This window comes from Nocardia sp. NPDC003345, assembly GCF_053589395.1.
This window is the reverse complement of the sequence record NZ_JBSFRU010000009.1, coordinates 30,867-47,081: the sequence shown is the minus strand read 5'-3', so window position 1 is coordinate 47,081 and position 16,215 is coordinate 30,867. Positions and strand designations below refer to the sequence as shown.

The 16,215-nt window shown below is 66.9% G+C and carries 11 protein-coding genes and 1 pseudogene; 6 read left to right on the top strand and 6 right to left on the bottom strand.

Annotated elements, in window-relative coordinates; all coding sequences use genetic code 11:
- Positions 1-231: 231 nt before the first annotated feature.
- From ACWDU1_RS02375 to ACWDU1_RS02355, 5 genes and pseudogenes are all read left to right on the top strand, one after another.
- A complete protein-coding gene (locus ACWDU1_RS02375; RefSeq protein ID WP_449995203.1) occupies positions 232-2,271 on the top strand; it encodes a M13 family metallopeptidase in 2,040 nt (679 codons plus the stop codon).
- Between the two features lie 352 nt (positions 2,272-2,623).
- Positions 2,624-3,178 (top strand): annotated as a pseudogene (locus ACWDU1_RS02370) (class III lanthionine synthetase LanKC N-terminal domain-containing protein); the annotation flags it as partial.
- A gap of 138 nt (positions 3,179-3,316) precedes the next feature.
- A complete protein-coding gene (locus ACWDU1_RS02365; RefSeq protein ID WP_449995205.1) occupies positions 3,317-5,140 on the top strand; it encodes a protein kinase/lanthionine synthetase C family protein in 1,824 nt (607 codons plus the stop codon).
- 72 nt (positions 5,141-5,212) lie between these two features.
- Entirely contained in the window at positions 5,213-5,350 is a 138-nt protein-coding gene (locus ACWDU1_RS02360; RefSeq protein WP_449995201.1) for a hypothetical protein, read from the top strand.
- 116 nt (positions 5,351-5,466) lie between these two features.
- Positions 5,467-7,383: an ABC transporter ATP-binding protein gene (locus ACWDU1_RS02355; protein WP_449995199.1), complete on the top strand. Its 1,917-nt coding sequence runs from the start codon at positions 5,467-5,469 to the stop codon at positions 7,381-7,383.
- A gap of 98 nt (positions 7,384-7,481) precedes the next feature.
- Here the strand turns inward: ACWDU1_RS02355 and ACWDU1_RS02350 are convergent, their stop codons facing one another.
- The 5 genes from ACWDU1_RS02350 to ACWDU1_RS02330 all read right to left on the bottom strand — a co-directional run bounded on the left by ACWDU1_RS02350 (position 7,482) and on the right by ACWDU1_RS02330 (position 14,043).
- Positions 7,482-8,207: a hypothetical protein gene (locus ACWDU1_RS02350; RefSeq protein WP_449995197.1), complete on the bottom strand. Its 726-nt coding sequence runs from the start codon at positions 8,205-8,207 to the stop codon at positions 7,482-7,484.
- Between the two features lie 149 nt (positions 8,208-8,356).
- Positions 8,357-8,590 (bottom strand): hypothetical protein, encoded by a 234-nt coding sequence (locus ACWDU1_RS02345; RefSeq protein ID WP_449995196.1) that lies wholly within the window; start codon positions 8,588-8,590, stop codon positions 8,357-8,359.
- Positions 8,591-8,795: 205 nt separating this feature from the next.
- Positions 8,796-9,488 carry a hypothetical protein gene (locus ACWDU1_RS02340; protein ID WP_449995194.1) on the bottom strand — a complete coding sequence of 231 codons (693 nt, stop codon included), beginning with the start codon at positions 9,486-9,488 and terminating at the stop codon, positions 8,796-8,798.
- Positions 9,489-9,771: 283 nt separating this feature from the next.
- On the bottom strand, positions 9,772-12,930 hold the full coding sequence (locus ACWDU1_RS02335) for a non-ribosomal peptide synthetase (protein WP_449995192.1): 3,159 nt from the start codon (positions 12,928-12,930) through the stop codon (positions 9,772-9,774).
- A 78-nt stretch (positions 12,931-13,008) separates the two neighbouring features.
- Entirely contained in the window at positions 13,009-14,043 is a 1,035-nt protein-coding gene (locus tag ACWDU1_RS02330) for an AMP-binding protein (protein WP_449995190.1), read from the bottom strand.
- 160 nt (positions 14,044-14,203) lie between these two features.
- On the opposite strand from ACWDU1_RS02330, the gene ACWDU1_RS02325 reads away from it, so the two are divergent.
- Positions 14,204-14,893: a GNAT family N-acetyltransferase gene (locus tag ACWDU1_RS02325; RefSeq protein ID WP_449995188.1), complete on the top strand. Its 690-nt coding sequence runs from the start codon at positions 14,204-14,206 to the stop codon at positions 14,891-14,893.
- Here ACWDU1_RS02325 and ACWDU1_RS02320 read toward each other — a convergent pair.
- Positions 14,890-16,179, bottom strand: a complete 1,290-nt coding sequence (locus tag ACWDU1_RS02320; protein WP_449995186.1) for a SidA/IucD/PvdA family monooxygenase — start codon at positions 16,177-16,179, stop codon at positions 14,890-14,892. The two genes, ACWDU1_RS02325 and ACWDU1_RS02320, sit on opposite strands and share 4 nt — an antisense overlap.
- Positions 16,180-16,215: the final 36 nt, after the last annotated feature.

Here is a 16,215-nt window from a genome sequence, read left to right as displayed (position 1 = left end):
TGCGCTCCCTCCCTCTGGTCGCTCCAGAACCGGGCGGGCCCCACCCTTGACGGATGCGACCATCCGGACAGCGGTACATGGGCGAAGGGGTATGCGACCGCTGCGGTCGGGTCCCGATCGGTGCGGGACCCGGTGTGCGTCCCGGCGCGACGCCGAGGGGCCGCGCCGGTAGCCTCATGGGGCTGGTTCGCCTAGGTGAGGTGCGGGTGCCGCATCGGGGAGAGGTTTCGTGTGACATCGCCGGATCGTCCGTTCGTGCTCGGCCGCCGCTCGTTCCTGGTCGCCCTGGGACTGCTGCCCGCCGCCGCGGCGCTGGTCTCCTGCTCCGAGGACGAAGTGGTCAAGCTGGTCACCGTCGATATGGACGGTTCCGATCCGGCCGTGCGCCCGCAGGACGATCTGTACCGGCACGTCAACGGCAAATGGCTGCGCGAATACCGGCTCCCGCCCGACAAGACCTCCTTCGGCGCGTTCAGCGAGGCCAACGATCGCACCCAGCTCCAGCTCAAGGAGATCATCGAGGGCATCCGGGACCCCGAGGAGGGCACCGAGGCCCAGCACATCCGCGACCTCTACGACGCCCGGACCGATCTGGACGAGATCGAGAAGCTGGGTCTGACCCCGCTGGACTCGATGTTCGCCGAGATCGAGGCCGCGAAGGACAAGCCGGCGCTGGCCGAGGTGATGGGCCGGCTGCCGATCGGCGGGATCATCGGTATCGGGGTGAGCATCGACCAGAAGAACTCCACCGCCTATATCGCCTCGATCGGGCAGTCCGGGCTCGGCCTCGACGAGCAGTACTACCGTGACCCCCAGTTCGCCGAGGAGCTCGCGGGCTACCGCACCCTGCTGGAACGCCTCGCGAAGGGCGCCGGCCTGCCCGACCCGGCCGGGCTGGCCGACCGGCAGCTGGCCCTGGAGACCAGGATCGCCGCCGCGCACTGGAACAACGTGCGCAATCGCGATGCCGCCGCCACCTACAACGTCTTCGATTGGGACAAGGCCACGGCGCTGGCTCCGCAATACGACTGGGAACCCTGGCTGAAGGGGATCACCGATCGCCCGAAGGATCTGTTCGCCGAGGTGGTGGTGAACCAGCCGTCCTATGTCACCGAGGCCGGCAAGATCTGGGCCGAAACCGATATCGCGATCTGGCGTGACTATCTGAAACTCGCGGTCATCAAGACCTACGCGCATGTCCTGCCGAAGGAGCTCTCCGACGCGAACTTCGATTTCAACGGGCGGGTGATGTCGGGGTTGCAGCAGCGACCCGAACTGTGGAAGAACGGCGTCGGTACGGTCGACAGCAACCTGGGCGAACAGCTCGGCAAACTGTATGTCGACAAATACTTCCCGCCGGAGGCCAAGGAACGCGTCCAGGTGATGGTCGACGATCTGATGGCCGCGTATCGCGACAATTTCACCAATTCGAAGTGGATGTCACCGGAGACCCGGCAGGCCTCGATCGAGAAACTCGACAAGATCGGCCTGAAACTCGGGTACCCGGATAAATGGACCGACTATTCCGGCCTGAAGGTCACGCGCGGCAAAATCGTGGAATCGCTGCGGGCCATCAACGATTTCGAGGTCAAACGGTCGTTCGACCGGCTGGGCACCGAGGTCGACAAATCGGAGTGGAGCGCCTCACCGCAAACGGTGAACGCCTACTACTCGGCGGTGACGAACGAGATCGTCTTCCCCGCCGCTTTCCTGCAGCCGCCCTTCTTCGACAAAGACGCCGCGGTCGCGGTCAACTACGGCGGCGTCGGCTCGGTGATCGGGCACGAGATCGGCCACGGCTTCGACGATCAGGGCTCGAAATTCGACGGTGACGGCAACCAGCGCGATTGGTGGACCCCCGCCGACCGGGCGGCCTTCGACGCCAAGTCGAAGCAGCTGATCGACCAGTACAACGCGCTCGTCCCGGAGGGCCTGGCCCCCGAACAGCATGTCAACGGTGAGCTCACCGTCGGCGAGAACCTGGCCGACCTGCGCGGCCTGCAGATCGCATTGGCCGCCTATCGTCTCGCCGAGGAGCGGGCCGGGGTGACCGAACCCGACTACCACACGATGTTCCTGTCCTACTCGCGGATCTGGCGCGACAAGAGCTCTCCGGAGCGGATCGAATGGCTGATCGCCAACGATACCCACGCCCCGGACGAGTTCCGGGTGAACCAGGTGGTCCGCAATATCGCGGAGTTCTACCGGACCTTCGGCGTGGTCGAAACCGACGCGCTGTTCCTGCCGGAGGACCAGCGCGTCGAGCTGTGACGCCGTCCACCGATCGGTGCGGCGCCGCGGGAGCGCTCGCCGCAATGGCAGACCACACGACGACAAAGGCCGCGCCCTGACACGTTCCGTCGTTGCTCGGCGGCCGGTTCGGCTGCCCGACAGCGGTACCGGGCGGCCGGGGGCCACACGATCACATCGGGAGCGGGCGGTGGCAAGCCGGTGGCATTCCGATGGCAGTGAAATGTGCAGCCCGCGGGATTCGACCGGAATTGCCGTGTCAGTGCTGCCATATTCGTGGCAGTGATTTCTGATTGACGCCCGGCCGGGTCTGAACAAAGCTTGCTTCGAGTCGAGAAGATCGCATCGAGGCCTGCTGACCCAGGGAGTTGTTATGAGGTTCGAAAGATACTGTCTGGGTGATCGCGAATTCTTCACCAAGCCCTCCGGGCAGAAGCCGATCGGACCGATCCCACTCGACTTGGACCTTTCCGAATACCGTCTCGAAGTCGAGGAATTCTGGACGCACCTCCTCCCGAAAGCGGCGCGCCGGCCGGACATCCAAGGCTGGAAGATACATCTGAGCGCAGAATTCGGTAGCGAATTGTTCGTTATTCGGACTGCCGCCGAGATCTGCGATGATATGAAGGTTCCGTTCAAACATGTATCGTCGATTCGCGCCTATCGGCTGGCCAATTCCAAGAATGCGGACAGGACGGCATCGGGCAAACTGGTGACGATATATCCGTGCGCGGAAGACCTCGAAGCGATACTCGACCGGCTCGAGGAGAGGCTGGCCGGAACGGCCGGGCCACGCGTTCTCACCGATGTGCGCTGGAAAACAGGCCCTGTTTTCCTCCGTTTCGGAGCGTTCAAGCGGATCGAGCAGGACGGCAAGTTCTGTATCCAACGCCCGGACGGCACCCTGGAAGAAGACCTTCGGCAACCGTGGTTCAACCTGCCCGACTGGGTTGTGGTGCCGGAGTTCTTGCGGTCGGCGATCGCTCGGACCGAAATACACGACGTGCCGTTCCAAGTGACATCTGTTGTGCGGCAATCGAATTCCGGAGGCGTCTATCGCGCCGAGATGATAGACGGCCGGGAGGCGGTGATCCTGAAGGAGGGTCGCCGATACGCCGGATACACGCGTGACGGCGACGACGGATACAGCCGGGTGCGATACGAGGCCCGGATACTGCGCCGGCTGGACGGATCGGTACCCGCCCCCCGGGTGCTGTGGGAATCGGACCTCAGCGGTCACTACATGGTGCTGATGTCCGCACTGCCCGGCACCACACTGCAACAGTGGATGGTCCAGCGCATGCCGGTGTACAGCCTGAACGGCGCCGACTGGCAGGAGTACGCCCTCGCGTGTGAAGACGTGATCGGTCGCCTGTCCGCGGCCGTGGACGGGATCGCGGCCGCCGGCCTCACCCACGGGGACATCCACCCGCAGAACATCCTCGTGGATCCGGAGACACTCGAGATCGGATTGGTGGACTTCGAAACGGCGACCGCGTACGGGAGCACACCGACCCGCGAGATCAACGCCCCGGGCTACCGGATACCGAGCGATCTCGCGCCGGAGCATCTGGATCGATTCGCGATCACCAAGGTGATCACCGATATTCTGACCGGAACCGTTGAGCACGAGGACATCACCACCGAGCAGTACAACGGGGCCCTGCCGGCGCTGCTCGACCGATTGGCAGCCGAGAACGGTGCGGTCCCCCCTGCTCTCCGCCGCCTGGTCGCACGCCGCACTCAACTGCTGGAGAGTTTCGGAATCGCCGGAGAGGTCGTCGATCCGCCGGCACGCGGACACTTCATCGACCGGTTGCGGGCCGATCTGCCGACGATCCTTACCGCCGCGCGCAGCCGGCTCGGGCACCGGCCGACCCATTTCGACGCCTTCGAAGACGATCTCAGCGGCTTGGGATTGGGCCTGGCCGGGCACGCACTGGCACTCGATACGGCCGACCACCCGTCACTGATCGCGGACATCATGTCGGAAGCGCGGCACACCGATCGAGTCGGACTGTTCGACGGATTGTGCGGATCGGTGTACTCCTTGCTGGCTCTCGGGGCCGAGAGCGAGGCGGCGACCCTACTGGAGGGCCGGGATCTGCTGAACGATGCCCTCGGGCCGCGGATCTTCGACGGCGTGGCCGGGATTCTGCTGGCGGCGCTCGAGTCGGAAGCACACCCCACCGTGGCCAAGTTGCTCTCGGGCGACCTCGAGAGGGACATCGGTGATTTCGCGCGGCGATATCTGGCGGAGCCCGAGCGGTTCCGCACCGCCCACGACCTGCGGACGAACAATCTCACCCTGCAGCGGTCCGGACTCATGTACGGGGACCTCGGGTATGGGTGGCTGTTCGCGGCAGCCCACCGGCGCTTCGGCGATCCGTTGTTCGCCGAGGCCATGAACAGTGCCATGCGCGCGGAGCTGCGAGGTTACGCCCTCCACCCATCGGGCGGCCTGCAGTACCAGGACAGCGGTCGCCTGTTGCCCTACCTCGCCACCGGATCCGCGGGCTTCGGCGTCGTACTCCAGAGCGTGGAGCGGGATCTGCTCGACCCAGGGGTGGCCGCGGCGCTGGCCGATCTCCTCACCGCGTGCACCCCCGCCTTCAGCGTCGGATGCGGGCTGTTCAACGGTTACGCGGGATTGTTCTACGGCGCCAACGGCCTGCGCCGGTTCATGGGACTCGACGAGACGCCGCTGACCGAACTCGATGCCGCGGTCGGCGGCCTCGGCGTGCGTACATCCTTCAAGGCGTGGGCGGTGCCCGGCGACGGGAACTTCCGGTTGACCACGGACCTGGCCACCGGGTCCAGCGGAATCATTCACGCGGCGAACATGATCGCGGCGGGCGACTACCGATTGTTGCCGCCACTTCAGACGTGATGCCGAGTCGGCGTCATGACCTCGTAGAAGCACGGGGTTTCGAGTATCCGAGCAAGAAAGACGAAATCAGAGATGACCCAGCTCAATGTGATGGATTTGCAGCAGATCGCCGGCCAGGCCCCGGGCGAAACCCAGACCGCCTGGAGCACGATCAGCTGGTCGAAGTGTGACGGACCGAGCGCGCTCAGCCAGAGCAACTGCGGCTGGTAACCATCCGCAACACAGCGCGGAAACGACGCCGCGCACCCGGTGCGAGCGCACCGGGTGCGCGGCGTCACCGCACGGCCACTGCGGCGATGTGGTCGCGGCGGAGAATGGAGCAGGCAGTGGGACCGAGTCCGGAATCCGGGAACCGGCAGCGCGACTCCTTACTGGTGGCGGTCGAGAATATCGCCGAGCCCGACTGGGTCGAGGCCCGCAAGACGGTCGCGAACGCCGGTATGGCCGACAGTTTGCGAAAACTACCGAAGCTGCTCGGTGTCACGGTATCGACCGCTTGGGCGAGTGCTCCCTGGCTGGTGATCGCCGCCGGGGTCATCAGCGTGCTGTGCGGGTTTCTGACCGCATTGGGGCTGCTGGTCACGGCCGATGCCCTCTCGATTGTGCTCGAGTCGGCAGTCACTCCGGAGCATCTGGCGAATTCGCTTCGTGAGATCGTCGTCGTCATCGTGGTCTTCTCGACCCGAGCGTCGCTCGAGAGCCTGCAGCGAGCGATCGAGGCGAGCATCCGGCCGCATATCGCCTACGCCGCCGAGAACACAATCGCGCGAACCGTATCGCGAGTAGATGTGATCGCCTTCGAGGACGCGAGTTTCCGGGAGCTGGTCACCCAGGGCGGCGGTACCGGCGTTCGCGCGCTCGCGGCCGGCGCCGTCCCGGTGCTCGGATTGTTGTCGTCCGCGGCGACGGTCGGAGCATCGATCATCGCCACGGCCGTTTTTCACCCGTTACTGGCGGCGGGTATCGCGGTGGCATGCGTGCCCTCCGCGTGGGCGGCGTCCAGAAGCAGTAGATTGAACAACCTGTACATGCTGGAATCGGTATCCGATCACCTGCAGAAATCGATCCTGAGCGAGGTGACCACCGCACGGGGATACGCGATGGAGAGGACGGCGTTCGGCCTGCGGGACCGGCTGGTCCGGGAGTTCGGCATGGTCTCACTGCGGCTGCGGACAAGAGAAATCCGCACGGGACTCCGGCGCGCACGCGTTCAACTCATCGGACGAGCCTTCTCGGGGGTTGCCCTGTCGGCGGCCGTCCTGATGCTCGTCCTCCTGGTCCAACTGCATTGGGTGAACGTGGCAGTGGCCGGTGCGGCGCTGCTCGCGATGCGAAGTTCGATCACCGCGGTGACGGCCGCGTCCGGCCATCTCTACAACTTCGTCGAACTCGGTTTCAGTATCGGACTGTATCGCGACGTCATATCCGCGGCCGCCGCGCGTCACCGGCCCCCGGGCGGTGCGGACTGCGCACCCGGCGGACCCGATTCGATCACGCTGCGCGGGGTCGACTTCAGGTATCCCGGCCACGCCGAGCTCTCGTTGTCCGGGGTCGACCTCACCCTGCGCCGCGGAGAGACCATTGCCGTTGTGGGCCGGAACGGCTCCGGAAAGTCGACGCTTGCCAAAGTTATCGGCGGACTGTACAGCCCCAGCGCCGGCGAGGTCCTGTGGAACGGCGTCGACCTCCGTACGATTCGTGAAGAGGAGATCCGCCGGCATGTTTCCTTCGTCTCGCAGAGCCCGGCCCAGTGGCCTACCACGGCCGGCAACAATGTCGCTCTGGGCACCGCGGCCGCGGATCCGGAACTCGCCACTACCGCGATGCGGATTTCCGGAGCCGAGGATGTGATGCGGGCTCTGCCACAGAGGTCGGACACCTTGGTTTCCACGCGCTTCGTGGGGGGCCGTGATCTCTCCGTGGGGCAGTGGCAGCGCCTGGCCATCGCGCGAGCGCTCGGGCGCGGGAGTTCGGTGATCGTGGCCGACGAAGCGACCTCTGCGCTGGATCCTCATGCGGAGGAACGGGTGCTCGGGCACCTGGCCCGTACCGACAGCAGCTCGATGACGATCTTCGTCACCCATCGGATACTCGGTGCCCGGCACGCCGATCGCATCGTGGTCATGGAACAGGGGCGTCTCGCCGAGGTGGGAACGCACGACGAGTTGTCGCGGTTGCCCGACGGTCTCTATCGCGCGATGCTGGATGTCCAGCTGCCGTCCGCTGTTCTGTCCCGAGCCTGAATCCAGGGGTGGGTCGTCCTCCGCGCTCCCGGCGCCGGCCCGCCGGCACGGGACCGGTTGCCGGCCCGGGTGCGCTCATCCCCTACGGCGGTTTCCCGCTACAGGGATTCGAGGTGTGACAGCTCAGGATATTTGGAGCCCAGATCGAGCGCGCGGGCCTGCTCGGCCGACTCGGGAACGTTCATGGTCGCCGTCCAGGTCGCGTCCGAGGCCGGAAGAGCACCGCACAGATCATTGAGCAGCCGATCGCGTACGACCGAGTCGACCAGGTACAAGCCGACGAAAACAGTGAGTGGTCGTCGCGTACCGGCATCGCTGCCGGGATGCGCGTCGCGCCAGCGCTTCTCCAACCGATGTCCATGCCTGGCACCCTGGTCGGAGCGAATCTGCCAGTGGAGATCCGCCACGGACCGCGATCGGTCGCGGACGAACTCCGTGACAAATTCCGTGAACTCGGTGAGCTCATCCGCCGTCGCGAAGATCGGGAATTCGAACTCTTGTATGAACGGGCACGGATCCGGGGTCACCGGCAAAAAATCGGGGAGCCGATAGTCGATTGCCACCGCCTGGTCCGAACGATGACTTCTGGCCGGCAGCGGCGGCAGTCCGTCGATCAATTTTTGCCGCCACTCGCCGGCTGCCAGCGGGCGATCCCAATCTTCCGTCCCATACCAGCGGGAATCTTCGAGCATTGCCAGGGCGACGTGCTCGACAGCGAGATAGTTGTACCCCCGGGTGTTACCGATTTCGGCCGCACGTTCCAATATTTTGACCAAGTGGTAGGTAAAATCTCCGATTACCGTCAGATACTGATCATCGGTCATAACGCTCAGGATACGGAATCGTACGGGCACTGCCAATGCACCGGCCGTAAGTATGGCAGTGCCGGGATACGCCGAAGGCGTTCGCGGACAGCCTCCCCGGTCCGGGGGCACGGTGTCCGCAAACGCCTTGGCTTCGAGCAGGTCTCGACTCAGGCCCGCTTGAGGAGGTAACCGTCGAACCTGCCGCCGCTGCAGGTGCCGTACCACGCCTGGCCGGGCGGAGACTGCGGTGCGTCGAAATTGGGCGAGCCGCCCATCCGGATGCAATCATTCGGCCAGATCGGGCCGGGCGTCGGCGGAATTTCCGCGTGCGCCACCCCTCCGAACATGATTCCACCGAATGCCATCACGGGCAGCAATACGGAGCCGGCCTTCTTCCACATATTCCCTCACTTCGAATTACTTTTGTGTCGTCCGATCACGATTTCGGTGATCTGATGAAAATTTATCCGCCGCGAGGTGCGATACGCTATGGCTGCCGAATTGTTGGCAGCCCCGAATCCTCGACTGTCGACCATCCGCCGTTCTTGTGCACGATATTGCGTAGCCGAATGATTCATGATCGGTCTCGATGGCAGTCGTCACCGGCTATCTCGCGGCCAGTGGCACTGCCGACATCAGATCACGGTGCCGAGCAGGGTTTCCGGATTCATCGGCAGGTGGGGAGCCCATGAGTTCACTGCGGCCGGTGACCCCGAGAACGTTGTACAGCGCCCGGACGCGTCGATACATCGACCGTTCGGACATGTAGTTGTGGCGCGCGATCTCGGCGATCGTCATCGGGGTCCGGAGCATGCGCACGAGTTGGCTCTCGGCACGACTGAGACCGCGATGACCGCCGCCGGATTCGGTGCCCGTCCGGGCCGTGGCCTCGGCGCCCTCCGGGACGGGAACCCGGATGCCCTCGTCGGTGGTTCGCGCGTCGGCTCGCACGGAAACCAATTGGAGGTCGGGTCCGCGCGCGGCGTCGTGTACCACCCCCGGGAGATTTCTCAGGTGGGCTCGCAGCAGGTCGGACTGCTGCGGGCCGGGTATCGCGAGGTTGATGACGAAGGAGGCCCCCGAGCGCATGGCATAGTACGTCGAATGGCCGGTGACATCGTGGGTCACAGCCACTACCAGCGACATCGGGCACCGGCTGCGGACGGACCGCAGCCGCTCGGCCTGCGGCTCGGATTCGACCGGCAGCAGTATCGCAATGTGTGCTCCGCTGCCGGGATCCATCATGGCGTAATCGACGAACTCGAGGTGATAGTCATCCCAGAACTGATCACCGAACAACCGTCTTCCGGGGCCGCAGTACAGTCGCAGGCCGGTGTGGGCGAATACAATCCGCGGTGTGGCCGGGCCCGCATCGAATTCCGGGTGCAATGACGTCCCCTCCCCTGAGTGGCGGCTCTTGGGCCCGAACTCGGAGATCGCCCACCGGGAGCCTCCTCGCCCTGTGTGGCCGAATACTGCTCTGTCACAAGGTTTGATGTCGGCAACGGCCGATCGGTTCCCGAATCCCGGATCAATCCCTCGTACTCGAGCCATGGCCCCCCGGCCGCGGCACCCTGTCGCGCTATGACCCCGGCGTAGTCCCCGTGGCGACCGCTGTCCGCACCGACTCGGATCTGTCGTCGATATCGACGCCGAATTCGCTCAGGCATGTCGTCACCAGATGCGCCGCCAGTCCCCGCACCGTGGGGGCGCGGAACGGCGCCCGCATATCGATCTCCACGCCGAATTCCGCCCGGACCATGGAGAGCAACCGGGCCACCAGCAGCGAATGACCACCGAGATCGAAGAACGAATCGTCGGCGCCGATCCGCTCCCGGTCGAACAGCCGCCCGAACAATGCGGCGACCCGCCGTTCGGTGGGGGTCCGCGGCTCGCGGAATTCGCTGGTGGCGGCGAATTCCGGCACCGGGAGGGCGTGGCGGTCCAGTTTGCCGTGCGCGGTGAGCGGGATCCGTTCGATGACCGTGAACGTCGCGGGCATCATGTATTCGGGTAGCCGGGCGGCCACCCGGTCGCGCAACGAGTCGAGATCGAGTACCGCCCCGGGTACCGGCACCGGGTAGGCCGCCAGGATGCGGCCCAGCACCGGATGTTCGGACGCCACCACGACCGCGTGCGCGACATCGGGATGGTTGTTGATCGCGGCTTCGACCTCGCCCGCCTCGATGCGGTAGCCCCGCACCTTGACCTGTTCGTCGGTGCGGCCGATGAATTCGACCACGCCGTCGGCGCCGCGCCGGCCGAGATCGCCGGTGCGATAGAGCCGGCGCCCCGGCCGGAACGGGTCGGCCACGAAACGTTGCGCGGTGAGCCCGGGCCGGTCCAGATAGCCGCGGGCCAGCTGATCGCCGCCGAGGTAGATCTCGCCGACCACCCCGTTGGGCACCAGCTGCAGGGCGTCGTCCAACAGGTACAGGAATACGTTGCGGTTCGGTATGCCGATCGGCACGATCCCGGTGCCCTGCGGGCCCTCCACCGGCATATGGGTGGCGCAGACGACCGCCTCGGTCGGGCCGTAATGATTGCGCAGCTGCGCGTCGAAGCGCGCGGTGAACCGGTCGGCGACCTCACCGGGCAGCGCCTCGCCGCCCACCGGCATATGCCGCAGCGTGGTCCAGTTGTTGATCTCGGGCACCATCAGGAAGGTGGCCAGCATGGACGGGACCATATGCAGAACCGACACCCCGTGCCGGCTCACCAGTTCGGCGATATACGGGATATCGCGGTGCGCATCGGGTTTCGGGATCACCACCCGGGCACCGGCGAACAGGGTCACGAAGATATCCATGAGGGAGGCGTCGAAGCTGACCGAGGTGGATTGCAGGACGCGGTCGTCGGAGTCCAGATCCCATTCCGCGCTGAACCCGGACAGATGATCGGCGATCGCCGCGTGTGACACGGCCACGCCCTTGGGCTGCCCGGTGGAGCCGGAGGTGTAGATGACGTAGGCGGTGTTGCCGGGACGCAGCGGCGCGACCCGGTCGCGGTCGGCCGGATCGGTCTCCGCCAGCGATTCCGCAGCGGCGACGGCCTCGGCGTGCACGGCCGCGGTGAAATACAGCCGCGGCCGGGCGTCGGCGAGCAGGTAGTCGATCCGCTCGGCCGGATAAGCGGGGTCGATGGGCAGATACGCCGCCCCGGATTTCAGGATCGCCCAGGCGGCGATCACGAAATCGACCGAGGTGTCCACACCGAGCGCCACGATGTCCTCGGGACCGATTCCGGCGCCGATCAGCCAGTGCGCCAATCTGTTCGCGCGGGTATTGAGCGCGGCATAGGTGAGTTCGGCGTCATCGGAGACCAGCGCGATCCGATCCGGCGTCGCGGCGACCCGCGCCTGCAGCTGCGCGACCACGGTGGTGTCGGCGGGATCGGCCAGCGAGCCGTGCGACAGTTCGAGAACCGCGTCTCGATCGGCGCCCAGCACGTCGATCTCCGATATCCGCCGACCGGGTTCGTCCACCACGATGGCAAGTAGCTGCAGGTAGTGATCGAGCAACTGGTCGACGGTGTCCCGGTCGAGATGGCCGATCCGGAACGCGGCCTCGAGGGTGGCGCCCGCGCCGTCACCGACCACCGTGAGTTCCAGTTCCTCCTGCGCGACCGCGCTGCCGACGGGCAGTACCGCCGAGCGAATGCCCGGTAAATCGAAGCCGCCCGGGGCGTCCCGCTGCCCGAAACTGAGCTGCACCAGCTGGACCAGGCCGTCGCGGCCGGCCACCCGGCGCGGGCCGACCGCCCGTACGACCCGGTCGATGCCCAGGCCCCGGTGCGCGAAGGCGCCGGCGTGGGCCTGTGCCGCGGCGTCCAGATAGTCCGCGAAGGTGGCATCGCGTTCCGGGGTGGCCCGGACGATCACCGTATTGCCGAAGTAGCCGATCACGTCCGCACCCTCGGGACGGTTGCTCACCGGCACGGTGACGAGAAAATCGCCGGCGGCGGTATAGCGCTGGATCAAGGCCTGGAAACCGGCCAGCAGCACGGTGAACGCATCGGCCGAGAAATCCGCGCCGACCGCCCGGATCCGCGCCAGCAGAGCGTCGGGTACGGCGCGGGATACCGTCTCGGCGGTACTGCCGGAACCGGGCGCGGCCGGCCGGCCGGGGAGTTCGAGACGACTGGGCAGCGGAGTGAGCACCCGGCGCCAGTACTCGAGGTCGGCGGCATCGGAGGCGGGGTCGGATTCGGCGGCGAGGCCGGCGCGCGCGGGCGGTTCCGGGAGGCGGTTACCGCGGTAGGCGGCGTTCACCTCGGTGAAGAACACCGGCCAGGAGTCGTCGTCCCACGCGATCTGATGCGCGGTCAGGATCAGTACGTGGTCGTCCACGTCGGTACGGACCAGGGTCGCGCGCAGCGGGTATTCCGCGGCGAGGTCGAAGGGACGGGCGAATTCGCGGCGCGCCAGCACCGCCACCCGCCGATCCCGGCCGCTCTCCGGGTAGCCGGTGAGATCGTGGTCCCGCCAAGGTATTCCGGGGTCGTCGTGCGTAACCCGGTACGGCTCACCGCTTTCGCCGACATGACAGGTGCTGCGCAGGATGTCGTGGCGGGCGGCCACCGCGGCCAGCGCCGCCCGCAGGCGGTCGGGGTCCAGATCGCCGCGCAACCGATGGGCGGCACAGACATTCAGTGTCGTCTCACCGGGATCGAGACGCTGGACGAACCACATGCGACGCTGGGCGCCGGATAGTGGGCGGTGCTCGGAAAGATCGTCTGGCATGGCTGTCCCTATCCGATCGCTGCCTACGTTGCTGTCTTCACTACGGCGTGGCAGCCATCCCGGCGGCACCGCCGGGCATCAGGCGAAAACGAGCCGGCCCTCCGAGGTCCACGTGCCACGTTCACCGGTGCGGAACAACCGGCCACCGGGCTCCAGCGGATCCGGGACGAAGGAGGAACTGGTGCCCGCGGTGCCTGCCGCGGCACCGCCGACGTACACATCACCGAGGACGCCGGGAGCCACCGGACGCAGGTCCGGGTCGAGGACCTGGACCCGGGCGCCGGGGATGGGCCGGGTGCGACCGGTGCCGTCGAAGCAGCCCCTGGTCACCGCACCCGCGTAGCCGACGGAGGTGAAGGCGAAGGTGGCCAGCGACCGCGGCGCGAGTTCCCGCAACCGGGCGGGCAGGTCGGGGGCGGACGCGGTGCCGGTGATATCCCAGCGGCAGACAGTGGGCAGCGAGGTGGCCGCGGCCGCGATACCGGCGACGGTTTCGACGGTGCCGGTCACATGGGTGACACCCTGACGTTCGATCAGCGCGGCCAGCGCGGCCGGGTCGGTGCGCTCGTGCTCGTCGGCGAGGACCAGGGCCGCGCCGTCGGCGATCGCCGACAGCAATTCCACGGCCACCCCGACATCGCTCCAGCCCGCGGCGAAGAGCCGGACGTCGGCCGTGCCGAGGGCGCGGTCGGCGCGGACACTCTTGCGTTCGGCGGCCACCGATCGGCGGTCGGCGATCGCGACGGCCAGGGCGGCCACCGGGATGCGCGGCGCGTAGCGGTGCGGCCCGGCGAGCACGCCGCGGCCCGCGGCATCGCCCAGCAGTCCGCCGAGCAACCGGATCAGCCGGTCGACGGGAGTGCCGACCGGAACCCGGTCTGGGCGAGCGAGCACCTCGAAAAGGTGGCCGTAGCTGAGAGTTTCGCTACCGAACCGGATGGCGGTGCGGCTCTCCGGCACGGATCGGCCGCAGCGCATCAGGTAGGCGATACCGGGCACCGGGGACAATTCCACACCGGTGGTCCACTCCTCCGGAATCCGGATGGGCGACGACGGAGCCTGCGCCGAGGCCGGGTCGCCGATACGTTCCGGTTCCAGCAAGGTTGTCGGCATAACACGGACTCCTGCGTCGCGGGTACAGCGTATGGTCGAGAGGAATCGGGACTCCCGCACTCCGTCACGGCCATTGGTGAAACCTTAGCATAGGGTAACCTAACCGCGGCTTCGACCCCGTCGCAGCCGATCAGCCAGACATCCGAGGGAGCCGAATCAGATGAACCAGACCGGGACCCCGTACGTCCTCACCCGGGAACTGCTCGATATTCCCGAGGAGGTCCGCGCCGCCCCGGCCCCGCTGGTCCCGTGGTTCCCCGAACCCTTCACCCTGCGCGCCGTCGACGCCGAGGGCGACGATCCGGAAACCATCGCGAGCTGGATGTCGCGCCCGCATCTGGTGGAGACCTGGGAGCAGGACTGGCCGGTCGAGCGGTGGCACCGCCATCTCACCGCCCAGCTCACCGGGACCTACTCGCTGCCCTGCGTGCTGAGCCTCGACTTCGCCGGCGTGGACCGGCCCGAACTCGGCGTCCGCGATGTCGCGTATGTGGAGCTGTACCGCCCGGCCAAGGACGAGATCGCCCGGCTCTACGACGCCGCGCCCACCGATATCGGCTTCCATATCGCGACCGCCGATCCCGACCTCACCGGCAAGGGCGTCATCTCCCGCTGGATGGGACTGCTGTCCGAGGCGGTCTGGGATCAGGACCCCGACTGCCGCCGCCTGCTCTGCGAACCCGACTACCGCAATCCCCGGATGCGCCGCGCCCTGCTGAAGAACGGCTGGACCGAGCTGGGCGAATTCGATATCCGCCCGACCCGGCGGATCGCGCTGCACGTCCTGCCCCGGACCCCCGACGACCTCCCGGCCCTGCGTACCGGGCCGGACGCGCCGAAGTCGGACTAGCGCGCGACCGAACCGAAGCGGCCCCGCGCGCCGGTCGCGCGGCTCCGCTCGGGTTCGGGTCCGAGCACCCGGTCCGAGAGCTGGCCCAGGCAACTGAGATTCGGGAAGCCCGGCCCCTGCGCCAGCCCCGCTAGATTGGGCAGGTAGAGCTTGGTGTCCAGCCCGGAAACCGCCAGGTCGTAGCCGATGGCGGATTCGAGGCGCTGCTGGGTGATCGGACCACCGAGCGCCAGTTCGACCAGGTCGGCGGCATCGGTATCGAACAGGTCCAGGAACCACAGCGGATGCCCGCCGGTGGCGTCCACCACCAGATCGAAGGTGTGCACCCGGTCCGGACGGTTCTCGTTACGCAGCGTGAGCGAGATCCCACCGTCCTGGTCGGCAACCTGCACCACGCGCCCCTGCAGATGATGCACCCGGGCGTCCTCGAGCAGGTTTTCCTGCACCCGCACCGAGAACACGCCACGGTCGGTGCGCCGCACCACGTCCCGGCGTTCCTCGATACTCAAGCCGTTCCATTTGGCCGGATCACTGAACAGGGAGTTCTCGAAATAGCTCTCGCCGCGGGTATAGATCGTCGCCGCCGGCGAGATCACCGAGACCGTCAGCACCTCGTGGCGGACCAGCTCGTCCATTGCCGAGGCGGCGGTCTCACCGCCGCCGATCACCGCGGCACGGGAGGACACGGGCAGTTTCCGGCGGCCCACCAGGTCCCAGAAATCGGCGATACTCAGCATTTTCGGGTGGTCGGCCAGGGTGCGCCGGCTGTTACCGGGGCCGGTGATCATCAACCGTTCCGCTTCGATCTCGGTGGAGAGCCCATCGGCGTCGACCACCGTCACCGCCCAGCCGTCCGCACCCGCGGCGACGGTGCGGACCGCACCGGAGACGAGTTCGAAATCGGCCTTGTCCGCGACCCACTGCAGGTACCGCGCCCACAGGTGGTGCTGCGGGCTGGGCCGGCCCCGGTCGACCCATTCGGCGTAGGTGCCGCGTTCGACCATGAAGGCGGTCCAGCTGAAGGCCAGCATGGCCTCGTCGATCTCGCGGCTGCGGCCGCGCGCCCAGGTGGAGTGGTACGGGAAGCCGATATCCTTCTCCGGGCTGGTGCCGAGCCGGTGCCGGCCGTTGGTCCAGCCGCCGCTGGGCAGCCAGTTCCCGCCCACGGCATGGGCTTCCACCACGGTGATTTCCGGAGCGGGCATACCCAGTGCGCGCAGCACATGCGCTTTCGCGGCCACGGCCATCGCCTTGGGGCCCGCGCCCAGCACCACGAGTCGATTCACCGGATACTCCCATCTCTCGCTACACACCGGCCGGAC